The organism is Streptomyces sp. NPDC041713 (assembly GCF_055591085.1).
This window is the reverse complement of record NZ_JBVIZY010000018.1, coordinates 75281-96656: the sequence shown is the minus strand read 5'-3', so window position 1 is coordinate 96656 and position 21376 is coordinate 75281. Positions and strand designations below refer to the sequence as shown.

At 71.7% G+C, this 21376-nt stretch carries 24 protein-coding genes; 11 read left to right on the top strand and 13 right to left on the bottom strand.

What is annotated here, in order from left to right; genetic code table 11:
- Positions 1-212: 212 nt before the first annotated feature.
- The 3 genes from ACZ6CV_RS34800 to ACZ6CV_RS34790 are packed head-to-tail and all read left to right on the top strand — an operon-like array spanning position 213 to position 3059.
- Positions 213-1298, top strand: a complete 1086-nt coding sequence (locus ACZ6CV_RS34800; RefSeq protein ID WP_469255562.1) for a type III polyketide synthase — start codon at positions 213-215, stop codon at positions 1296-1298.
- Positions 1288-2505 (top strand): cytochrome P450, encoded by a 1218-nt coding sequence (locus tag ACZ6CV_RS34795; protein ID WP_469255560.1) that lies wholly within the window; start codon positions 1288-1290, stop codon positions 2503-2505. The genes ACZ6CV_RS34800 and ACZ6CV_RS34795 overlap by 11 nt, the downstream gene beginning before the upstream one ends.
- A complete protein-coding gene (locus ACZ6CV_RS34790) occupies positions 2502-3059 on the top strand; it encodes a cupin domain-containing protein (RefSeq protein ID WP_469255558.1) in 558 nt (185 codons plus the stop codon). The genes ACZ6CV_RS34795 and ACZ6CV_RS34790 overlap by 4 nt, the downstream gene beginning before the upstream one ends.
- A 65-nt stretch (positions 3060-3124) precedes the next feature.
- Here the strand turns inward: ACZ6CV_RS34790 and ACZ6CV_RS34785 are convergent, their stop codons facing one another.
- The gene (locus ACZ6CV_RS34785) at positions 3125-3619 is read right to left on the bottom strand and encodes a hemerythrin domain-containing protein (protein WP_359330734.1); all 495 of its coding nucleotides are present in this window, start codon (positions 3617-3619) and stop codon (positions 3125-3127) included.
- A gap of 122 nt (positions 3620-3741) precedes the next feature.
- A complete protein-coding gene (locus ACZ6CV_RS34780; RefSeq protein ID WP_469255557.1) occupies positions 3742-4041 on the bottom strand; it encodes a hypothetical protein in 300 nt (99 codons plus the stop codon).
- A gap of 194 nt (positions 4042-4235) precedes the next feature.
- On the opposite strand from ACZ6CV_RS34780, the gene ACZ6CV_RS34775 reads away from it, so the two are divergent.
- Positions 4236-4463 carry a DUF5133 domain-containing protein gene (locus ACZ6CV_RS34775; protein WP_469255555.1) on the top strand — a complete coding sequence of 76 codons (228 nt, stop codon included), beginning with the start codon at positions 4236-4238 and terminating at the stop codon, positions 4461-4463.
- 131 nt (positions 4464-4594) lie between these two features.
- Positions 4595-5617, top strand: a complete 1023-nt coding sequence (locus tag ACZ6CV_RS34770) for a PHP domain-containing protein (protein ID WP_469255598.1) — start codon at positions 4595-4597, stop codon at positions 5615-5617.
- A gap of 26 nt (positions 5618-5643) precedes the next feature.
- Here the strand turns inward: ACZ6CV_RS34770 and ACZ6CV_RS34765 are convergent, their stop codons facing one another.
- From ACZ6CV_RS34765 to ACZ6CV_RS34755, 3 genes are read right to left on the bottom strand one after another with little or no spacing between them, the layout of a single operon-like run.
- Complete coding sequence (locus tag ACZ6CV_RS34765; RefSeq protein ID WP_469255554.1) at positions 5644-7749, bottom strand: xanthine dehydrogenase family protein molybdopterin-binding subunit; 2106 nt, start codon at positions 7747-7749, stop codon at positions 5644-5646.
- 30 nt (positions 7750-7779) lie between these two features.
- A complete protein-coding gene (locus ACZ6CV_RS34760) occupies positions 7780-8775 on the bottom strand; it encodes an FAD binding domain-containing protein (protein WP_469255552.1) in 996 nt (331 codons plus the stop codon).
- Complete coding sequence (locus ACZ6CV_RS34755) at positions 8772-9272, bottom strand: (2Fe-2S)-binding protein (protein ID WP_469255596.1); 501 nt, start codon at positions 9270-9272, stop codon at positions 8772-8774. Before ACZ6CV_RS34755 ends, ACZ6CV_RS34760 begins: the two co-directional genes overlap by 4 nt.
- Positions 9273-9545: 273 nt before the next feature.
- On the opposite strand from ACZ6CV_RS34755, the gene ACZ6CV_RS34750 reads away from it, so the two are divergent.
- Positions 9546-9674 (top strand): LPFR motif small protein, encoded by a 129-nt coding sequence (locus ACZ6CV_RS34750; protein ID WP_355807042.1) that lies wholly within the window; start codon positions 9546-9548, stop codon positions 9672-9674.
- 199 nt (positions 9675-9873) lie between these two features.
- On the opposite strand, the gene ACZ6CV_RS34745 is transcribed toward ACZ6CV_RS34750, so the two are convergent.
- Positions 9874-10029, bottom strand: coding sequence for a DUF6131 family protein (locus ACZ6CV_RS34745; protein WP_355807043.1), 156 nt, complete (start codon positions 10027-10029; stop codon positions 9874-9876).
- A gap of 154 nt (positions 10030-10183) precedes the next feature.
- Positions 10184-10534: a PRC-barrel domain-containing protein gene (locus tag ACZ6CV_RS34740; protein ID WP_469255549.1), complete on the bottom strand. Its 351-nt coding sequence runs from the start codon at positions 10532-10534 to the stop codon at positions 10184-10186.
- Between the two features lie 222 nt (positions 10535-10756).
- Between ACZ6CV_RS34740 and ACZ6CV_RS34735 the strand changes: the two genes are divergently transcribed.
- Positions 10757-11326, top strand: coding sequence for a DinB family protein (locus ACZ6CV_RS34735; RefSeq protein ID WP_469255548.1), 570 nt, complete (start codon positions 10757-10759; stop codon positions 11324-11326).
- Positions 11327-11420: 94 nt separating this feature from the next.
- On the opposite strand, the gene ACZ6CV_RS34730 is transcribed toward ACZ6CV_RS34735, so the two are convergent.
- The gene (locus ACZ6CV_RS34730) at positions 11421-12437 is read right to left on the bottom strand and encodes a GNAT family N-acetyltransferase (RefSeq protein ID WP_469255595.1); all 1017 of its coding nucleotides are present in this window, start codon (positions 12435-12437) and stop codon (positions 11421-11423) included.
- A gap of 160 nt (positions 12438-12597) precedes the next feature.
- Between ACZ6CV_RS34730 and ACZ6CV_RS34725 the strand changes: the two genes are divergently transcribed.
- The gene (locus ACZ6CV_RS34725; RefSeq protein ID WP_469255546.1) at positions 12598-13197 is read left to right on the top strand and encodes a TetR/AcrR family transcriptional regulator; all 600 of its coding nucleotides are present in this window, start codon (positions 12598-12600) and stop codon (positions 13195-13197) included.
- Between the two features lie 156 nt (positions 13198-13353).
- Here the strand turns inward: ACZ6CV_RS34725 and ACZ6CV_RS34720 are convergent, their stop codons facing one another.
- Entirely contained in the window at positions 13354-13869 is a 516-nt protein-coding gene (locus ACZ6CV_RS34720; protein WP_469255544.1) for a lytic polysaccharide monooxygenase auxiliary activity family 9 protein, read from the bottom strand.
- A 310-nt stretch (positions 13870-14179) separates the two neighbouring features.
- Here ACZ6CV_RS34720 and ACZ6CV_RS34715 point away from each other — a divergent pair, with 310 nt between their 5' ends.
- Together ACZ6CV_RS34715 and secD are read left to right on the top strand one after the other, a co-directional pair.
- Positions 14180-14599 carry a hypothetical protein gene (locus ACZ6CV_RS34715; protein ID WP_469255541.1) on the top strand — a complete coding sequence of 140 codons (420 nt, stop codon included), beginning with the start codon at positions 14180-14182 and terminating at the stop codon, positions 14597-14599.
- Positions 14600-14746: 147 nt separating this feature from the next.
- Complete coding sequence (gene secD / locus ACZ6CV_RS34710) at positions 14747-17089, top strand: protein translocase subunit SecD (protein ID WP_469255540.1); 2343 nt, start codon at positions 14747-14749, stop codon at positions 17087-17089.
- 67 nt (positions 17090-17156) lie between these two features.
- Here the strand turns inward: secD and ACZ6CV_RS34705 are convergent, their stop codons facing one another.
- The 4 genes from ACZ6CV_RS34705 to ACZ6CV_RS34690 form a co-directional block, all read right to left on the bottom strand.
- Positions 17157-17711 (bottom strand): tellurite resistance TerB family protein, encoded by a 555-nt coding sequence (locus ACZ6CV_RS34705; protein ID WP_469255538.1) that lies wholly within the window; start codon positions 17709-17711, stop codon positions 17157-17159.
- Positions 17712-17827: 116 nt separating this feature from the next.
- Positions 17828-18442 carry a TetR family transcriptional regulator gene (locus ACZ6CV_RS34700; protein ID WP_469255536.1) on the bottom strand — a complete coding sequence of 205 codons (615 nt, stop codon included), beginning with the start codon at positions 18440-18442 and terminating at the stop codon, positions 17828-17830.
- A gap of 153 nt (positions 18443-18595) precedes the next feature.
- Positions 18596-19468, bottom strand: coding sequence for a DUF1206 domain-containing protein (locus tag ACZ6CV_RS34695; protein ID WP_469255534.1), 873 nt, complete (start codon positions 19466-19468; stop codon positions 18596-18598).
- Between the two features lie 128 nt (positions 19469-19596).
- Complete coding sequence (locus ACZ6CV_RS34690) at positions 19597-20085, bottom strand: STAS domain-containing protein (RefSeq protein ID WP_469255532.1); 489 nt, start codon at positions 20083-20085, stop codon at positions 19597-19599.
- A gap of 397 nt (positions 20086-20482) precedes the next feature.
- Here ACZ6CV_RS34690 and ACZ6CV_RS34685 point away from each other — a divergent pair, with 397 nt between their 5' ends.
- The gene (locus ACZ6CV_RS34685; RefSeq protein ID WP_469255530.1) at positions 20483-21259 is read left to right on the top strand and encodes a DUF3472 domain-containing protein; all 777 of its coding nucleotides are present in this window, start codon (positions 20483-20485) and stop codon (positions 21257-21259) included.
- Positions 21260-21376 lie beyond the last annotated feature (117 nt).

Here is a 21376-nt window from a genome sequence, read left to right as displayed (position 1 = left end):
GAGGCATCCGCTGCGCGGGCCGCCCATGCCCTCGTACGACGTACCGAAGAGCCGGCCGGGCCCTCCCCGGCGGGACGGCCCGGTGCCGAGAGGTCCGCCGCGTCGGCTCGGCCACGGACACCCGATCGGACCAATTGATCTGGGGGCGGCACCCCCCTCAGGGGATGGTGGGAAAACGGCTTCGTCTCCGCTGTGTGACAGAAGGGCTCCCCATGGCGACTCTGTGCCGACCTGCAGTGTCCGTGCCCGAGCATGTGATCACCATGGAGCAGACGCTCGACCTGGCGCGCACACTCCACGCCGACCACCCGCAACTCCCGCTCGCCCTGCGGCTGATCGAGAACACCGGCGTGGCCAAGCGCCACCTCCTCCAGCCGATCGAGGAGACCCTGCGCCACCCCGGACTCGAAGCACGCAACGCGCTCTACGAAAGCGAGGCCAAGGCCCGGGTGCCCGCCGTCATCCTCGAGGCCCTCGCCGACGCCCGTCTGCGGCCCGCGGACATCGACGTCATCATCTACGTCTCCTGCACCGGGTTCATGATGCCGTCCCTCACGGCCTGGCTGATCAACACCATGGGCTTCAAGAGCGAGGCCCGTCAGATACCCATAGCCCAGCTGGGCTGCGCCGCAGGCGGGGCGGCCGTCAACCGTGCCCACGACTTCTGTCAGGCCTACCCGGAGGCCAACGCGCTCATCGTGGCCTGCGAGTTCTGCTCCCTCTGTTACCAGCCCACGGATCTGACCGTCGGCAACCTGCTGTGCAACGGCCTGTTCGGGGACGGCATCGCCGCCGCCGTGGTCCGGGGGCAGGGCGGCGAGGGCATCGCCCTGGAGCGCAACGGCTCCTACCTGGTCCCCGGCACCGAGGACTGGATCGCCTACAACGTACGGGCGACCGGATTCCACTTCCAGCTGGACAAGCGGGTGCCCGGCACCATGGAGGCGCTCGCACCGGTCCTGGAGGCGCTGACCAAGGAACACGGCTGGCGCGCGTCCGACCTCGACTTCTACGTCATCCACGCCGGCGGTCCGCGCATCCTGGACGACCTCAGCACCTTCCTCGGCGTACCTCCCGAAGCCTTCCGCTACAGCCGTGCCACGCTCACCGAGTACGGCAACATCGCCAGCGCCGTCGTCCTCGACGCGCTGCGCCGGCTCTTCGACGACGGCGGCGCCCCGGAGCTGGGCCGAGGGCTGCTCGCCGGCTTCGGCCCGGGCATCACCGCGGAGATGTCGTTGGGCCACTGGACCACCGCTCGCCCCACGCCCCCACGGGAGACGCCCAGTGACCAGTGAGACCACCACCACGACCGAGCTTCCGCCGATCCGGTACTGGCCGGCCGCGGAGCTGACCGGGGTGGACTTCGACCCCGTCCTCGCGGACCTGATGCGCGAGGGCCCTCTCACGCGCATCCGGCTGCCCCACGGTCAGGGCTGGGCCTGGATGGTCTCCCGCTACGACGACGTCCGCGCGGTGACCAACGACGCCCGGTTCAGCCGTGAGGCGGTCCTGGAGCGAGACGTGACCCGGCTCGCCCCGCACTTCATCCCGAGCAAGGAAGCCGTGGGGATGCAGGACCCCCCGAACCACACCCGGATGCGCCGTGCCGTGGCGCCGGCGTTCACGGGCCGCGGTGTGGAACGCCTGCGGGAGCGCGCCCAGCACATGCTCGACGAACGCGTCGACGTCCTGCTGCGCGAGGGCCCGCCCGCCGACCTCACCGCGGGACTGCTTGCGCCCTTCCCGCTGGCCGTCATCTGCGAACTCATGGGGGTCGCGGCCGCCGACCAGCCGCGGATGCACGAGTGGACGGCGCTGATCCTGTCCTCCGCCAACGGAGCGGACCGCAGCGAGCAGGCCAAGAAGGCGATGTCCGGCTACTTCCGGGAGCAGATCCGACGGCGCGGCGGCAGCGGGGGAGAGGACGTCGTCGGCCTCCTCGCGGCCGCGGTGGACCGCGGCGAGGTCACGGAGGCGGAGGCCGTGGGCCTCGCCCTGCTCATCCAGATCGGCGGCGAAGCGGTCACCAACAATTGCGGCAACATGGTGTACCTGCTGCTCACCCACCCCGAGCATCTGGCCAGGCTGCGCGCCGAACCCGAACTGCGCCCGCGCGCCATCGAGGAGCTCCTGCGCTACATCCCCCACCGCAACTCGGTGGGCCTGTCCCGCATCGCCACCGAGGACACGATCCTGAACGGCGTCCGCATCGCCGCGGGCGACGCCGTCTACGTCTCCTACCTCGCCGCCAACCGCGATCCCGAGGTCTTCCCCGACCCCGACCGTCTGGACTTCGACCGCAGCCCCAACCCCCACGTGGCCTTCGGGCACGGGCCGCACTTCTGTGTCGGCGCGATGCTGGCCAGACTGGAGACCGAGCTCCTGATCAACGCCGTCGTCGACCGTTTCCCCGGACTGCGGTTCGCCGTCCCGGTGGAGGAGCTGCGCTGGCGGCCCGGCGCCCTGATCCGTGGCCCCGAAGCCCTCCCGGTGACCTGGTGACCTCGGACCACGTCCGGACCGCGGACGGCCTCCTGGTGCCGACCGGCCACGGGCGCACCCTGCGCACCCCGGCACAGCAGGTGACTTTCAAGGTCACGGGTGCGCACTCGCAGGTGGCGTCGAGCTTCGAGGTGGTGGTGCCGCCCGGCTTCGACGTCGGAGCCCATGTGCACCGGCGCAGCGAGGAGCTCTTCTACCTCCTGGAGGGCGAACTCGACGTACTCGCCTTCGAACCGAAGGTACGCACGCCCGACGGCTGGCAGCACTGGGAGTCGACCTCCGGCCGTCGCAGCGTACGGGCCACGCCCGGCACCGTCATCGTCGTGCCTCCCGGCTGCCCCCACGCCTTCGCCAATCGGGGTGACAAGCCGGCGAAGATGTTCTTCCAGGCCTCGCCGCCGCCCGACCACGAGCGCTACTTCGAGGAGCTTCTCGCCCTCCTCGACTGCGGTGGCGCCCCCGACCATGCCGCCATCGCGGACCTGCGGGCCCGCTACGACATCGAGCAGCTCACGCCCCTGCGCCTCGACGGGCGGCCTGCTGCCACTCGTTGAGACACAGGGGCGTGCGGGTTCTGTCGGACGTTACGTCCGCGTTCTCTTCGACGTCGCGTCCGCGCTCACTCCTTGCCGAGGATGCGGCGGATGTCTTCGGCGTTCCCGCGGTGCGCGGCGAGCTGCTTCTCGCGCTCCTCCAGGAAGGCGGTGCCGAGTTCCTCGCGCCGCTCCATGGCGACGTTCTCGCGGGCGTCGTTGAGGATGGTGCGCTCTTCCTCGTCCGTGTGGTGGGCGATGGCCTCGACGAGCTGCTCCAGCTTCTCGTCCCACTCGTCCGAGCCGATGTCCTCGACCTCGAGCAGTTCGAGGAGTGCCTTGTTGCCCTCCTCGTGCTCCTCCTCGCCGTGCTCGACCTCTTCGTCGTCGATGTTCTTGTACCGGCGCAGTGCCGGGTACACCTTCGCCTCCTCGGCCAGGGCGTGCGCGATGAGCAGGTCGGCGAACTCATTGAGCGCGGCGGCCCGGTCGGCCTCCACGCTGCGCATGTCGCGGAAGAGGTCCTCCATCGTGCGGTGGTCCCGGAGGATCAACTCGACGACGTCCTTCGTCGGGGACATGGGGTCTGCCTTTCCTGGGCCGGGGCGCGCGGGGGCGGCGCTGCGGCCCGGTCGGTCTCGAATCCGGGGTCTCGACGAGCCGGATACCCCGTGATCGGGGTTTTGCCCATGACGCGATCCGCTCAGGGCGACTCGTCGGACAGCCGTGCGACGAGCAGCTCCACCTCGTCGGGGCTGAGGTGGAGGAGCAGGGAGTCCTCGGGGGCGCCGGGCGCGGCAGGGGCGATCACGAGCCGTACGTGCTCGCCGGCCGGGCCCGTGCCGGGGGCGTGGAAGGCCGGGGGCAGGGACGTCCGCCAGGAGATCAGGGCGTCGCGCAGGCGGCCGTGGGTCGAGGAGATGTCGCGGGCGGCCCAGCGAGTGGTGACGGCGTCGAGGCCGTCGGTGCGCTGCGGTCCGGTCCGCGTCGTGGTGTTCGCCATGGCCTCATCCTGGGCGCCCGCCGCACGCTCCGCCTCCGGTCCGCAGCAGAGGGAGTAACCGCCCGTAGGGGAGGGGCTGCGAAGACGGCAGGGGTCGGCCGGCACGACAACGGACTTTATGGATGAGTACGGCATGAAAGCGGGGGTACAGAGGAGAAACCCATTGGAATTTCACATCGTGGAAGGAGTGCGGCGTGCTCAGGCCCCACCCGGCGATTCTGGACGCTCTGCTGAACACCTACTCGACGTTGCGCGCCCGGCGCCTGACGGAGGACTCCGCCGAGGTCCGTCGTGACCTCGACGACGTCTCGTACACGCTGTGCGTCACCACCGGCACCCGCAGCGTGGAGGCAGCCGTCGAGGCCGCCATGGCCCAACTGGGCAGGGCCGTGCACGTCGACACGCCCGACCTGGCCGCCTGACCCCTCCCACCCTCGCCACGGTCCCGCACCGGCGCTAGCCGCCGCTGCCGTCCTCCGCTCGTCGTGCCGCTCGCCCGCACCTGGGCGACGCTGGAAGGGCCACACCGCACGTGAGCGCGCCGGAGGTGTCGATGGAGCCCGTGGAGGCGTTGGAGCGGATCGCCTTTCTGCTGGAGCGGGGCCGCGCACCCACCTACCGGGTGCGCGCCTTCCGTACCGCGGCCGCGGTGGTCGCCGGGCTGGCCGAGGGCGAGACCGCGCGTCGCGCCGCCGACGGCTCGCTGGAGTCGCTCAAGGGGATCGGCCCCAAGACCGCGGGCGTGGTGCGCGAGGCGCTGGCCGGTGAGGTGCCGGGCTACCTGGAGCGGCTCGAGGGCGAGGCCCGCGATCCGATCGCCGAGGGCGGCGCCGAGCTGAGGGCGCTGCTGCGCGGCGATTGCCATCTGCACTCCGACTGGTCGGACGGCGGCAGCCCCATCGAGGAGATGGGCCGGGCGGCACAGGAGATCGGGCACGAGTGGGCCGTGCTCACCGACCACTCGCCGCGGCTGACCATCGCCCGCGGCCTGTCACCGGAACGGCTGCGTGAGCAACTGGACGTGGTGGCCGCGCTCAACGAACGCTGGGCGCCCTTCCGGCTGCTCACCGGCATCGAGTGCGACATCCTCGACGACGGCTCGCTCGACCAGGAGCCGGAGCTGCTCGACCGGTTGGACGTGGTGGTCGTGTCCGTGCACTCCAAGCTGCGCATGGACGCGGCGGCGATGACGCGCCGCATGGTCACCGCGGTCAGCGACCCCCGGGCCGACATCCTCGGGCACTGCACGGGGCGCATCGTCGCCGGACGCGGCAGACCGGAGTCGCAGTTCGACGCCGACGAGGTGTTCGCCGCGTGCGCGGCCGCGGAGACGGCGGTGGAGATCAACAGCCGCCCCGAACGGCTCGACCCGCCACGGCGGTTGCTGCGCCGGGCCGTGGACGCCGGTGTGCTGTTCTCCGTGGACACCGACGCGCACGCGCCCGGCCAGCTGGACTGGCAGATCATCGGCTGCGCGCGGGCCGAGGAGTGCGCGGTGCCCGCCGAGCGCGTGGTGACCACCTGGTCGGCGGAAGAACTCACGGCGTGGACGCGGCGGAGCAGGGCCAGGTCCTGAGCCCAGAGGCGTGCCGCGTCCTCGTCTCAGTCGCCGCTCTCCAGCACCGAAAGGACGCGGTCCGGCGTGAGCGGCAGTTCGCGCAGCCGTACGCCGATCGCGTGGTGCACCGCGTTCCCGATGGCCGCGGCCGTCCCGACGATGCCGATCTCACCGATGCCCTTGCTGCCCATGGGGTTGAGGTGGGGATCGTCCTCGTCGATCCAGTGCGCCTCGATCTCCGGCACGTCGGCGTGGGCCGGAACGTGGTACGAGGCCAGGTCGGACTCCGTGAAGTCACCGAACGCGGCGTCCATCGTGCTGCCCTCGGTCAGCGCCATTCCCAGGCCCATCGTCATGCCGCCGATGAACTGGGAGCGGGCCGTACGGGCGTTGAGGATGCGGCCCGCGGCGTAGACGCCGAGGAGGCGGCGCACCCGTACCTCGCCCGTCACCCGGTCGACGGTGACCTCGGCGAAGTGGGCACCGAACGCGTGCCGGGCGTAGTCGCTGTCGGCGTCGGCGGTGCCCGCCGTGTCCGCGGAGGCGCCGACGCCCTCGGGGGGAAGCTGCTGGCCGTGTTGTCCGGAGAGCCGCTCGGCCAGCCGTGCGCACGCCTCGTGCACGGCCCAGCCCCAGGAGGCGGTGCCCATGGAACCGCCGGCCAGCGGTGCCGCGGGCAGGTCGCTGCTGCCGATCTCGGTGCGCACCCGCTCCACGGGGACGCCGAGCGCGTCCGCTGCGACCTGGGCGAGCACCGTGCGGGCGCCCGTGCCGATGTCCGTGGCGTTGATCCGGACCACGTAGCTGCCGTCCGGGTAGGCGTGGGCGGCGGCCCGGGACGGCGAGGCGTTGAACGGATACGTCGCCGCGGCGACCCCGCTGCCCACCAGGAGGGGACCCTCGGACCGGGAGCGCGGACGCGGATCGCGCCCGGACCAGCCGAAGCGGTGGGCTCCCTCGCGCAGACACTCGGCGAGATGGCGGCTGCTGAACGGCCGGCCGCTGTCGGGTTCCTTGTCGGTGTCGTTGCGCAGCCGCAGTTCGACGGGGTCGACGCCGACCGCGTCGGCCAGCTCGTCCATCGCCGACTCCAGCGCGTACATGCCGGGGGCCTCGCCCGGAGCCCGCATCCATGACGGGCTCGGGACGTCGAGCGGCACCATGCGGTGGGTCGTGCGGCCGTGCGCGGAGGGGTACATGACGCGTGTCGCGGCGGCGCCCGTCTCCATGAACTCCTTGAGACGCGAGGTGTGCGCGGTCACCTCGTGGATGACGGAGGTGAGCGTGCCGTCCTCCTCGGCGGCCAGCCGCATCCGGTGCAGCGTGGGGGAGCGGTGCCCGACGACGGCCGTCATCTGCCGCCTGGGCAGCGTGAGCTTCACCGGCCTGCCGGTGACCCGGGCGGCCATCGCGGCGAGCACCACGTGCGGCCGTGGCGTGCCCTTGGAGCCGAAGCCGCCGCCGACGTGTTCGGAGACGACCGTGATCTGCTCCTTGGGCAGCTCGAACAGGCCGGCCAGGACGTCGCGGACGGTGGTGGCGCCCTGGCTGGAGTCGTGCACGGTCAGGTGCCCGTCCTGCCAGCGTGCGGTCGCCGCGTGCGGCTCCATGGGGTGGTTGTGCAGCGGCGGCACCCGGTAGTCGACGTCGACGCGCACCGGCGCCGCCTCGAACGCGGCCTCGGCGTCGCCCCGTACGTGCTCTCCCGACGTGCCGTCGGAGTCCTCCGGCACATAGGCGGCCGGGTGGTCGGTGCGCAGGGTGACGTCGTGCGCCTTTTCGGCATAGCTGACCCGGACCGCCGCGGCGCCCTCGCGCGCGGCCTCCAGGCTGTCGGCGACGACGAGCGCGACGTACCAGCCGCGGTGCGGGACGTGCGCGTCCTGCAGCACCGCGAGGGTGGCGTCGTCCGGCTCGGCCAGGCGCGGCGCGTTCAGATGGCTCAGTACGCCGACGACGCCGGGCAGTGCCAGGGCCGCCGTGTCGTCGAGGGCCGTGACCTCACCGCAGGCCACCGTGGCCGGCACCGGCCAGGCGTAGGCGCACCCCTCGGGCGAGTGCTCGGCGGCGTAGCGGGCGGTCCCGGTCACCTTGTCGGGACCTTCCCTGCGCTCGGCGGGCGCCCCGAGAGCACTGACGGTGTCCGGCATGGGTTCTCCCTGAAGACGTGAGGGGGCGGGTCAGGACGCGGCGCGGGAGGCGGCCAGGCGCCGCAGCACGTCGACGGCGATGTTGCGGGCCAGGGGCACCTTGAACGCGTTCTCCGGCAGCGGCTCGGCGGCGGCGAGCTCGGCGTCGACCGCCCGCAGGAACGCCTCGTCCGTGGGCGCGTCCCCCAGCAGCTCCTCCTCGGCGCGCCGGGCACGCCAGGGCCGGTGCGCCAGGCCGCCGAACGCGATCCGCACCTGGCGTACGACGGCGTCGTCGATGTCGAGCACCACCGCGACGGAAGCGAGCGCGAAGGCGTACGAGGCGCGGTCGCGTGCCTTGCGGTAGGCCGAGGGGACGCCCGCGGTCGCGGCGGGAAGCACGACACCGGTGATGAGCTCGCCGTGCGCGATCTCGGTGTCCTGCTCGGGACGGTCGCCGGGCAGCCGGTGGAACTCGGCGGCGGGCAGCGTCCGCGCCCCCCGGGCGCCCTGCAGTTCGACCTGCGCGTCGAGCGCGGCGAGCGCGACGGCCATGTCGGAGGGGTGGGTGGCGATGCACAGCGGCGAGTGGCCGAGGACGGCGTGGTCACGGTGGACGCCGTCGCGCGCCGCGCAGCCGGTGCCGGGCTCCCGCTTGTTGCAGGGCTTGCCGAGGTCCTGGAAGTAGGGGCAGCGGGTGCGCTGGAGGAGATTGCCGCCCGTCGTCGCGACGTTGCGCAGTTGTCCGGAGGCTCCGGAGAGCAGCGCCTGGGCCAGGACGGGATAGCGGTCGCGAACGAGCGGATGGGCGGCGAGGTCGCTGTTGCGCACGGCGGCGCCGACCCGGACGGACCCGTCGTGGAGCTCCTCGACGGTGTCCAGCGGCAGCCGGCTGACGTCGATCAGCGTCTCGGGGTGCTCGACGCCCAGCTTCATCAGGTCGACGAGGTTGGTCCCGCCGCCGAGGTAGCGGGAGGTGGGGCGGCCGGCGTGGGCCGCGGTCGCCTCGTCGACGCTGTGGGCGCGTACGTACATGAAGGATTTCACCGGGCCACGTCCTCGACGGATTCGACGATGTGGGGATAGGCGCCGCAGCGGCACAGGTTGCCGCTCAGGCGCTCCTTGATCTCGTCCCTGGTCAGCCGTACGGGGGTGCCGTCGGCCGCGGCCGGTTCCGTCACGTGCGACGCGCGGCCCGCGGCGGCCTCCGCCAGGGCGCCGACGGCCGAACAGATCTGGCCCGGGGTGCAGTACCCGCACTGGAAGGCGTCGCGCTCCAGGAACGCCCGCTGCAGGGGGTGCCTGCCCTCGCCGTCGTCGGCGCGCAGGCCCTCGACGGTGGTGATCTCGCAGCCCTCGACGGCGACGGCGAGGAGCAGACAGCTGTTGGCGCGGCGCCCGTCGACGAGAACCGTGCAGGCGCCGCACTGACCGTGATCACAGCCCTTCTTGGCGCCGGTCAGGTCCAGCTGCTCCCGCAGGACGTCCAGCAGGGTCGAACGGTGATCGACGACGGGGCGCAGGCCCCGGCCGTTCACCGTCATGGGCACTTCCGAATGGAACGCATCGGTTCCCATGGCGCGCTGCTCCCTCGTGCCGAACGTGGTCTGTGACGACATCGTCTGTCCAGCCTGAGTCAGGTCACACATTCCGGCATGCCGGGAGCGCGCGGCGCCCCTTTGCCGAAGAGGGGCGCGCCCCGTCGCCGTATCGGAAGAGTTTTCCCCGTGATTCGCGGGGCAAGCGACTGTTGCCAGGCTGTGTGACCGCACACAGCAAACGACCGCTATTGAGTCACAGCTCTACGGAGGCCCCTCATGCTGAAGGCCATTGCAGACGTTCTCCGAGCCATCGGTGGAGCCATTGCCACGGTGGTCACCCTGCCGTTCCGCGCCATCGCGCGGCTCTTCGGCGGCGCTTCCGACAGCGCCCACGGCCACCACTGACGGGCCTTACGGCCGCAACTGAAGGGCCAGAAAACGGCCCACCACCTACGGGCCATGGGAAGGGGGCCGGAGCAATCGCTCCGGCCCCCTTCCCATGGCCTACAACTGTTGGCCTTTAAGCCGTTCCTTTGGTGTTCCCTTTGTGCCGTTCCCTATGAACCGTCGATGTCACCGGTTCGCTCACCGATTCCGCTGACTTCTACCAGTAGTGCTTGCGCCCGCCCACCGAGTGTCCGACAGCCCCGAGAACCCACAGCACCGCACCGATGACCAGAAGTGCGACGCCGATGGTCCAGAGAATGGAGATGCCTGTCAGCAGGCCGATGACGAGCAGAATGACGCCGAGTGCGATCATGGATCCTCCGACCCTGAGAACTTTTCTTAGTGTACTCCCGACGGGTGAAATCCGTCAGGTTGATGAATGCCGCTGTCAAAGCCACGGGTGCGGGTCCGAACGCCCGCCACCCCGTGGCCCTGATGTGTCGTGCAAGGAAACCGCCGCGGCGGAATCAGTGGCCCGGACCGCTGTAATAGCCGCCGAGCTGGTCGCGGTAGGCGGGATCGCCCAGATGCTTTTCCTTGTCGAACTCCGGGGCGTTCTTGATCTCCTCCTTGGAGCGAGAGACCAGGATCCGCCGCGCTTCGTGATCGATGGCGGTCACGGTGCTCGCGGGGAGCAGGACCTCCTTGCCGAAGATCCAGACGCCGGTGTCCACGACGATGTACTGGTTGGCGACCTCGTCCGAGTGCTTGTCGACCTTGCCGATGTGCCCGTCCGTGGCCTCGACCTTGTAGCCCGTCAGATCCGCGTCGGGGCCGTGGCCGGCGGTCGGAACGTAGCTCCACATTTCGTTGCTCACGCAGGACTCCCTGATTGACACTGGAAACACGCGGCATAGGAATGCCGGAAGCGGCGCGGAAATGATCGGCCGCTTCGATCCATCGAGTGTCCTGTCAAAGCCCGGTCAAACAAGAAAGACTCGAATTTCCTTGAGCCCGCCGGTGCGCTGTCGGGGCGGCGGCGGAGCGCCGCCGGAGCCCCGGCCAAAATCGCTGGCGGCGCCGGGGCCGTACGGGCGAACATGGCGCGCATGAGCGACCGACCAGAGCGCTGGACCCAGGCGACCGTCTACACCGACATGTGGGCGGACCCCGCCGACGACCCCCGCAACAGCGACGGGGCAAGCCCGGACGGTGAGCTGGCGACGCTGCAGGACTACCTGACGAGCTACCGCCTGACCCTGCGGATGAAGTGCGAGGGCCTGGACCCGGAGCAGTTGGCGCGACGGTCGGTGTCGCCGTCGACGATGTCGCTGCTCGGCCTCGTGCGGCACCTCGCCGAGGTGGAGCGGGACTGGCGCAACTGGATCACCGAGGACGACCCGCTGCCGAAGCTGTACGGCCGGCGGGGCGCCGACTTCGACGAGGTGGTCGCCGAACAGGCCGAGGTCGAGTCGGCGTTCGCGGACCTGGCGCGCGAACAGGAGGCGCTGGACGCCGCGCTGGCCGGACACCAGGACCTGGGGGAGCGGCTGGGCAAGGAGGAGGTCTCGGTCCGGGAGCTGTGGGTGCACCGGATCGAGGAGTACGCCCGGCACTGCGGCCACGCCGACCTGTTGCGCGAGTGCGTGGACGGACGGGTGGGGCAGTGACGGGCGCGGTGTGACGGGTGGGGAGGGCGGCTCCGCCCATGGCGGGTGGATCGGAAGCGGCCCCTCCCCGGGCGGATTCGCGGCCGCCCCCGTTCTAGCAGGCCGTAGCGGGCGCGTCGTCCCAGGCCAGCGAGGCCATCCGCCAGCCGTCGGGAGTGCGGAGGTACTGCGTGGTCTTGTGGCCCGACCCCTCGAACGGCTCGCCGTTGTGGCGGCCGGACTTGCGGTACTCGCTGAACCGGTGGGCGACCGACCCGAAGATCTCGGTGCGCGCGGAGACCTCCCACTCCGTGAACTCCGTCAGGGTGCCGTCGGTGAGCATCTTCTGCCGGGGCTCGATGAACGCGTCGAGGTCGTAGAAGACGGGCTCGTCGCCGACGTTCGCGATGATCCGGCCCTGCGGGACGAAGATGTCGCGGATGGCGTCGAGGTGCGGCTGCCTGCCGTCGGTGTTGGTGAAGGCGTCCATGAACACGCCCATCAGCCGGTCGAGTTCACGCTGGACCCCGGCGGTCGAGCCCGCCCCTGACGCTGCCCCGCCCCCGGCGTCCGCCCCTTCCCCGGCCGGCGGCCACTCCTCGGCGAGGACCGACCAGACCTCGCTGTCCTGCCGCACCCCGCGATAGGGATAGCGCTGCCGCAGGACACCCTCGCGGGTCATGCCGAGCCGCCGGGCGACCTCGATGCTGCGCGTGTTGCCCGCGGCGACCCACCACTCGACGCGGCTCATCCCGCGCTCCCCGAAGGCCCAGTCGATCAGCACGCGGCAGGCCCGCGTCACCAGACCCCGGCCCTCACCGGCAGGCTCCGTCCAGCAGCCGACCTCGCAGTACCCGGAGTCGGCCTCGAAGCGGGGGAACATGACGCCGCCGACCAGCGTGCCGTCCAGCCAGATGCCGAAGATGCGGCCGGTGTCCGCGGCATGACGGTCGGCATAGCGCTGCAGGGTGGTCCTGGCCGATGCGAGGTCGGTGCTGAAGGTCGCCCAGGGGATCCACGGGTCGACGGTGGCCCGGGCGCGGTCGATGTGGGCGAGGAACTCCGGTGCCTGCCACGGCTCCAGGGGGCGGAGCAGGGCGTGGTCGCCGTCGTCGAGCGGCAGAGTGAACATGGGCATGCGCCCTCCTGGGACGACCGGGTCCGGCGGGGGACCGCGGGACCGGTGTGAGTACGGGACGGTTCGGGGCCGGTCCGGTGGGGCGGGCCGGGGGTGGTGCGGAACAGGTGCTCAGTACTGTACGTAACACGTGTTCGGTACGTAAGGTAGCACCATGCCACCCGCACCCGGAGACCGTGAAGCCCGCCGCAAGGATGTCTCCGAGGCGGTGTGGCGGGTCCTCGCCGACAAGGGCTTCGGCGGCCTGACGCTGCGCGCCGTCGCCGCCGAGATGGACGTCTCGACCGGCATGCTGATGCACTACTTCCCGACCAAGCGGGCCCTCGTCACGCACGCGCTGGACCTGCTGGAGAAGCGCACCGCGGACCGCCCCCGCCGCGCGCGGCCCGCCGAGGGTCTCGCGACGGTACGGGTCATGCTCCTGGACATCCTGCCGCTGACCCCGGGCGGCACCGCCCGCAACCGCGTCTGGGTCAGCTCCTGGGACCTCTCCCTCGCCGACGAGCAGCTGGCCGCGGAGCAGGCGGACCGCTACACGCGGCTGCGCGCGACGATCCGTCCCCACCTGGCTGCCGCACGCGAGCTCGGCGAGCTGCCCGCCGACGCCGATCCGGAACAACTCGCCGCCACCGCGGTGGCGTTCACCCACGGCCTCGTCGTCCAGGCGCTCTTCGACCCCGCCCGGTTCCCGGAGGACGTGCAGACCGCCCTGCTCGACGGCTTCCTCGCGTCGATCACCGTCGCCGCGCCCTGAAGCGGCCGGCCCAGCCCGTTCCCGTACGGCAAACGCCCGTCCCGCCGGACCGATGTGGTCCGGCGGGACGGGCGCGGTTGCATGTGTGGGGGGGTCCGCATCGGGGCTCGCCGCGGGGGTCAGGTCCCGCGGCGCGCCCCGGTGTCGGCGTCGGCGTCAGCCCTTGATGTTGACGTCGATACAGGCGTAGAACGCGTTCGCCGTGTCCGCGATGTTCCACACCGCGAGCACCTTCTGCCGGCCCTTGAGCCCGCCGAAGTCGACCTTGTGCGTGACGGTCTCGCCCGGCTGGGCGCCCCCGTCGTCGACCTCGGCGATCTTGTTGCCGCCGACGAAGTACTGCCAGGTGCTGGTGCTGTGACGGGCCGTCAGCTTCCAGCTGAACTCCTGGGAGGAGCCGACGTCGGTGACCTGCCAGCCCTTGCTGTCGTCGTCGAGCTCGGCGAACCGGTCGTTGCCGCCGCTGCAGGTCGTCTGGCCCTTGGGCCCTTCGACGCTCTGCGGCTCATGGGTGATGTCACCGCACTCGACCGTGCCGGCCGCGCACTGGGCCTGTCGGCTCGGCGGCGAGTTGACGTAACCGTGGGCGCCGGCGGGGGAGATGGAGGTCAGGACGAGGACGGGCGCGATGCCCACACCGATGACCGCCGCCAGTTTCCGCTTCGCGTGCATCTCTGCTCCCTCTGGGGTGGGGGGTGAGGGGGAAGAGGCAACCGGGCGCCTCGGTCGACTCATTGGCCTAGACCTTACTGATTGTCTGAACTCCGTCAACCCTTCAATTGTTCTTTGTGGGTCGGGAGTTGCGTCCGGGACCACGGGTGGGCCGGTTCCGACCGATCCGTGACGTGGACGGAGGCGGGGAACGGCACCGTTGAACGGAAGCGTTGAACGGAAACGCGGAACGGACCGGTGCGGCCGTACGTTGAGCAGGGCGGGGCCGCGCCGTGCGCACCCGGACGGGCAACGGAGGGACGGGGCGGACGTGTCGCAGCAGAGCCGTTCCGCGCGCGTGGCCGTGTCCGCGCTGTCCTTCGTCGTCACGGTGCTCGCCCTGCTGGTCCCGTCCGCCGCGGCGTACGCGACACCGGCCGACGGTCCGCTCACGCGGCACACCGTGGCGGCGTACGGAACACCGGCCGACGGACCGCTCACGCCGCACACTGCAGCGGCGCACGCCGCGCAGCCGGTCGGGCCGCAGGACGTGCCCGCCCTGCACGTCGCCGTCGCGCACCGGCCGGACGCGCACATTCCGGGACCCAGGCCGGCCTGCCCGCCGCCCACCCCCTTCGACATCGCGCCCCACCGCGCTCCGGGCGGACCCGACGCCCGCCCCGCCGCCGCGTACGCGCCGACACCGCGACCCCATGCGGCGGCCGCCCCGCGCGCGCCGCCCCACCGATGAGCACGCAGACCCTCCCCGGCGCCTGACCCGTCGCCTCCGCAGGACGCACCGCAGCCCCGCACGCCACACCGCGCGGCGCATGCCACACCTCCTCGGCCCGACGCCCGGTCACGCGCGCCTTCGACCTGCCCTCATCACGGAGAACCCATGTCACGCGCGCACCGATGGCGGGCGATCGTCGCACTCGCCGTCGTCGCCCTGTCCCTGTACATCGCCCTCACCCAGTCCGCCCGCCTCGGCCTCGACCTGCGCGGCGGCACCCAGATCGTCCTGGAGACCAGAAGCACCCCCGCCGTCCCGGCGGACGCCGCGTCCACCGACCGTGCCCTGGAGGTCCTGCGGCAGCGCGTCGACGCCCTCGGCGTCGCCGAACCGGGCATCGCTCGCTCCGGCGAGAAGCGCATCATCGTCGAGCTGCCCGGAGTACAGGACCCCCGCAAGGCCGCCGAAGTCATCGGCCGCACCGCCCAACTGACGATCCACCCGGTGACGGGCGAGTCGGCGGCGAAGGGCACCGCGAAGCCCGCCCCCGACGGGTCGGGCACGCTGCCCGACCCCGAACGACCCGGCAACCACCTGCGGCTCGGACCCACCGCACTGACCGGCGACGGCGTGAAGGACGCCGCTGCCACGCTCGACCAGCAGTCGACGGCCGGCTGGACCGTGAACCTCACCTTCCGCGAAGACGCCGGGCGCACCTGGGCGGACCTCACCGGCACCGCCGCCTGCGCGCCGCCGGGCGCACCCGAACGCCGCGTCGCCATCACCCTCGACAACAAGATCATTTCGGCGCCCGGGGTGAACGAGGACGTGGGGTGCCGGACCGGCATCACCGGCGGCTCCACCCAGATCACCGGCTCGTTCGGGCGATCCGAGGCCCGTGATCTCACCGCGCTCGTCAAGGGCGGAGCGCTGCCGGTACCCGTCGACGTCGTAGAGCAGCGCACCGTCGGCCCGACGCTCGGCGCCGAAGCCATCGAGGCGAGCACCCGGGCGGCCCTGATCGGCATCGCCCTGACCGCGCTGTTCATCACCGTCGTCTACCGGCTCCTCGGCGCGCTCGCCGCGTTCGCCCTCGCGCTCTACGGCCTGATCTCGTACGCGGCCCTGGTGGCTCTCGGCGCGACCCTGACCCTGCCCGGACTCGCCGGTTTCGTCCTGGCCATCGGCATGGCCGTCGACGCCAACGTGCTCGTCTTCGAACGGGCCAGGGAGGAGTACCTCACCGTACGCTCGACCGACCTGGCCAAACCGGTGCGTACGGGCTTCGCGAAGGCGTGGAGCGCGGTCGTCGACTCGAACGTGACGACGCTGCTCGCCGCCGGACTGCTGTTCTTCTTCGCCACGGGGCCGGTCAAGGGGTTCGGCGTCACCCTGTGCATCGGCGTTCTCGCGTCGATGGTCACCGCGCTGGTCATCACCCGCGTCCTCGCCGACTTCGCCGTCGGCCGCGGCCGCGTCCGGCGGCGGCCCGCCCTGACCGGCATCGCCACCACGGGCCGCGTCCGCGCGTGGCTGGCCCGCCGCGACCCGGACCTGCTGCGCCACCGGCGCCGTTGGCTCGGCGCCAGCGCACTCCTGGTCGCCGTGGCCGTCGCCGGCATCGCCCTGCGCGGCCTGGAGTTCGGCGTCGAGTTCACCGGAGGCCGGCTCGTCGAGTACAGCACCAGCAGGCCCGTCGACGCGGACACCGCCCGTGGCGCCGTGGCCGACGCGGGATTCCCGCGCGCGGTGGTGCAGGAGTCCGGGGACGGCGACATCAGCGTGCGCACGGAGCGGCTCACCGACGTCGAACAGCAGCGCGTCAAGGCGGCGTTGGCGGGGCCCGGCGGCACGGTCACCGTCGAACGCGACGAGCTGATCGGGCCGAGCCTCGGCGCCGAACTCCGTCAGAAGGCGCTGATCGCCCTCGGCATCGCCGTCGCCGCTCAGCTCATCTATCTAAGCGTGCGCTTCCGTTGGGCCCTCGCGGCGGCCGCCGTGTCGGCGATGGTCCATGACGTGCTGATCGTCGTGGGTCTCTTCGCCTGGCTCGGCAAACCCGTCGACAGCGTCTTCCTCGCCGCGCTGCTCACCGTGATCGGCTACTCGGTCAACGACACGGTGGTGGTCTTCGACCGCCTGCGCGAGGCCCGCCGCCGCGATCCGCGCCGCGATCTGGCGGCCACCGCGAACCGTGCCGTCGTCCAGACCCTGCCGCGCACCGTGAACACGGGCATGGGCGCCTTGTTCATCCTCACCGCCCTCGCGGTGCTCGGCGGCGACTCGCTCGCGGACTTCTCGCTGGCGCTGATCGCCGGCGTCCTCATCGGCATGGCGTCGACGGTGTTCACGGCCGTCCCGCTGGCCGTCGCGCTCGAACACCGCAATCCACCGGCTTCGCCTACCGCGCAGCCGAAGCGGTCGTACGGTGCGGACGACGTGCCGCACGGATACAGCCCGTTGGAGGCGAGGAGGAGGAAGGAGCGCGGCACGGGAGCGGTGGTCTAAGGGGGCGGGACGGGCGCCGCCCGATGCGGCGCCCACCCGTACTCCTGCCGCCCGACCGGTCACCCGGTCAGAGGCCGAACTCCTGGGGGGATACGTTGAGCGCGGCGCATGCCTCGCGCAGAACCTGCTCCTCGGCCGGTGCGATGTATCCGTCCGCGCCCGCGACGACGAAGCCGGTCTGCACGACCGCCTTGGCCTCCGTCGGCTTCTTCGCCGCCTTGGCGATCTCCTGCATCGCCTCGGTCTTGCCGTGCTGGAAGTTGGCCGTCAACTGGTCGACGTGCTTGGTGAACCGCTGGCGCAACTGCTCCGGCGGGAAGTTCTGCAGCACGTCGTTCTGCAGGATCAGCGTCTCGACATGCTGCCGCTCGGCCGGGTCCACCGACCCGTCCGCGGCCGCCACCAGGGCGCACATCGCCATGCTGGCGTCCCGGTAGGCGCCGCTCTTGAGCTCCGTCTTGAGCGAGCTGAGCTGGGACTTCAGGACGCCCACGAGCTGCGCCTTCGACCCGCCGCCGGACCCGGACCTCGTCCCCGACCTTCCGAGGCCGCCGGAGCTCCGCGCCCCCTGTCCCTGCTGCAGACCCTTGGCCTGGTCCTTGATCCGGTCCCACATCGCCATCCGTGCCACCTCGGCTTGCCGTTCGCTGGTACCCGCGCGTTCTGCGCGTCGTTCTGCCAACGCCTCCCCGCTCCACGGAGTTCCTCGGCGGGCCGGCCCGTCGCGGCCCCCGGGATTCACCGGACTTCGACGGCGTCCAGTGCCGGGCCGATCACGGCGAAGGCCCGGTCGAGCAGGGCGGCGGGGTCCTCGGCGGCGTCGCTGCCGCTCCACCGCTGCAGCACGGTGTCGAAGGCGGTCAGCGCCATCCCCGCGGCCAGCCGCGGGTACAGGTCGGCCTCCGGGTCGAGACCGGTGCGGTGCGCCAACTCCTCCGTCAGCTGGCCGCGCCACTGCGCCTGTCGCTCCAGGAACCGGGCCAGCAGCGCGGGCGTCCGCAGGATGAGCTGAACCACGCCGAGCGCACGGTCGGAGTGGTCGGAGCAGGCGGCGAGCGGCACCCCGACGGCGTGCAGCAGCGCCGCGGCAGGGCGCTCGTCGGCGGGGCGGGCCGCCAGCTCCGCCCGCATGTCGGTCCCCATGTCCGCGAGGAACTGGACGACCACGTCCTCCTTGGACGCGAAGTACCGGAAGAACGTCCGCCGGGAGACTCCGGCGGCGGCCACGATCTCGTCGACGGTGACCGCGTCGTACCCCTTGAGGGCCAGCAACTGCAGCGCGGACTCGGTGAGTTCGTCCGAGACGAGGCGCCGCTTGCGTTCGGCCATGCTCAGCTTGGGGCGGGAGGTCACGCGGTCATCGTACACAGCGGGCGGTCGGGTGCCAGGGATGGCGTTGAGGGTCCGGACCGGCATCCGGTGCCAGCAGCGAAAAGCCGGACAGGGTGCGCGGGAGGAGTCCCGCGCACCCTGTCCGGCAGTTCGGTCGTCCCCTCAGGCTGGTCGTCAGAACTTGCGCCAGCGGGCGTTGGCCCAGGAGAAGAGTCCGAACGCGCCCAAGCCGATGGCGATCAGCATCAGCAGCCAGGGCCCCGCGCCGGTGTCGGCGAAGGAGCGCAGCGTGTTGTCCATGCCCTTGGCCTCGCCGGGCTTGTGCCGAAGGGCCGCGCTGACGGCGAACCCGCCGGCGACGGCGAACACGATGCCGCGGGCCGTACCGCCGGTGACGCCGAGGACGTCGACGCCCTGCCGCACCCGCCGGGACATCTCGCCCATGCGCAGCTTGTCGTGGTACTTCCGCAGGAGCGCGCGTCCGGCGATCCAGACCCCCGCCACGATCACTCCGGCGCCCGCGGCAGCGACGATCCACTGCCCGCCCGGCCAGTCGAGCACCTTGGCCGTCGCGTCCTGGGTGGTCTTGTCGCTCGAGCCGCTGCCGCTGCCCTTGTCGCCCGCGGCGTAGGCGAGCACGGAGTACGAAACGAAGCAGTAGAAGAGGCAGCGCGCGCCCGCCAGGGCGCGTTTGCTCGCCTTGTCGCCGTCGGGCCCGGCCTGTCCGAAGAAGACTTCGGAGAGCCGCCACAGGGCCATGCCCGCGAGGGCGCAGCCGAGCAGCCACAGCAGGACGTTGCCGAACGGCTTGTCGGCGATCTCCGCCATTGCCCCGCCCCGGTCCGCCTGGCGTCCGCCGCCGCCACCGCCACCGCCGTCGGAGAAGGCGATGCGCAGGGCCAGCGCGCCCACCAGAAGGTAGATGACACCGCGCCCGACGAAGCCGGCGCGTGCGACCGCCGCGACGGTCCGCCCCTTGGCCGCCTGCCGGGCCTTGCGCTTCCCGCGGTGGGTGGCCGACGGGAGGCGTATGGATGAGAGATGCATGGCTGCCGAGTACCCCCGGGGAGTTGCCTCATGCTGCCCCCGAGACGGTCTTATCGGTGGTCAGGGCCCGCCCTGGACCGTGGCCCCCTTTGTGGGGGGCTTGCGGGGCGTTTCCCTCACGGGGCGGGTCAGCCGAAGCCGCTGCGCGCGCCGGTGCGCTCGCAGGGGACCGGCGCGCTGGCCGGGATGGTGAAGGCCCGGTCGAGCGCGGTGATGCGCAGCAGCCGCCGGTTGCGCGCGCTGCCGGGAACGAGCCACAAGGTGCCCCGGTCCCGGTCCACTTGACGACGGATCCGTACCAGCAGCCGCAGGCCGCCGGCGTCCATGAAGGTCACTCCTCGCAGGTCGGTGACGACCCGCGGGCCGGCCCGGTCGAGGAGTGCCGTGACCCGGGGGGCGAGCTCCTGGTCGGCCCAGGCGTCAAGTTCGCCCCAGAACGCAAGGACATCAGTGCCGTTCACCACGCGGTGACGCAGGCCGAAGGTGAAGTCGGCGGTGCCCGTTTCCCAGTCCAGCAGTGTCCCTCTCCCTTCACGGAGAGTAATCAAAAGTGCGGTGGCTCGGTGACGAAGATCGGTGCCGGACGCCATCGAAGTCCTGGGTGGCACCGAGGTCATATGTAAATCGTTCCCGCTCAGAGCTATACGTACCCGTACGGGGCAAGCGGAACCCCGAACCGCGCTCCCGATGACGCGTCGACGCGGTGACTACGGAGAGTAGCTATGCAGGGGAGTTGACTCACAGGGTCGCGCGGAAGGTGCGACGGGAGCCGCCCGGTGTCGTATAGAGGGCGCACGGGAACCGTGGGCGGAGTGCTGATCGGCGCGGATGGAACGCGACTATCCGGGGGCGGGCGGGTCCTCCCGGGACGGCAAGAGTCCAAGCCCGTGCCGCGATAGTCCATGGCGCGGTGGTGGTGGCCCGGCGGGACACTGCTGCGCACGTCTCTGCCCCCACGCGGAGGCTCTGACCCCCATGCAGAGTCTCCGGCCCCACACTGAGGAGGAACAGGACATGACTCTCGTCGGAATCCGGCGTCGGTGCGGCGTGACCGCGGCGGCCACCGCGGCCGCGGGCCTCCTGCTGGCGGCACCCCACCCCGCCGCCGCGTCGGTCGGCGGCGGCAACGTGTCGATCAGCTGGTCCGTGCCCGGCACACCGTCCGCGGGCCTGAGCAACCTCACCTTCCCCATGACGGTCAACCCGGCCACGGCGCACACGTCGGGCATCTACTTCGCGCAGCAGTTCGGCTTCACCAACGCCCAGGACGTGGGCTACACCGGCCTGCAGCCCCGCGCGAACAGCGGCGGAAGCGAGCGGCTGTCCGCCCGCTTCTCCACCTTCGTCGCCGGCTCGACCACCGACGACCCGCTCTGCCATGCGGGCGCCGACGGCGGGCCGGGGGTGACCTGCGCGGTCGACTTCGACGGCGTCTACGGGCACCGCTACGACATGAGGGTCGAGCGCACCGGAACCGACACCTGGACCGGCACGGCCAGGGACACGGCCACCGGCAAGGAGACCCACCTCGGCACGTACACGCTCCCGGCGGGCAGCGGCGGCCTGCGCGGATCCCAGGGCGGCTTCGTGGAGTACTACGCGGGGATCCCCAGCTGCGCCGAAATGCCCCGCTCCGACGCGGTGTTCGGCGGCCCCACGTCCACCGACGCGGGCGGCCTGAGCGGCACGTCGAGGGCCAACTACGAGTACAGCGACTGTGTGGGCGAGTCCAACTACCGGGCGGAGGACGTCGGTTCGGGAACGCATGTGACCCGGGGCTTCGTCAGTTAGGGCATGCCTGTGAATTCCCGCCGGCCTCAGAGCCCTCCGGCGACGCGCGGCGAGTCGAAGGCGGGTCGAAGGCGGCTCGTTCCGTTCGGGGCTGCTCCACCGCGCGCCAGGTCGTCA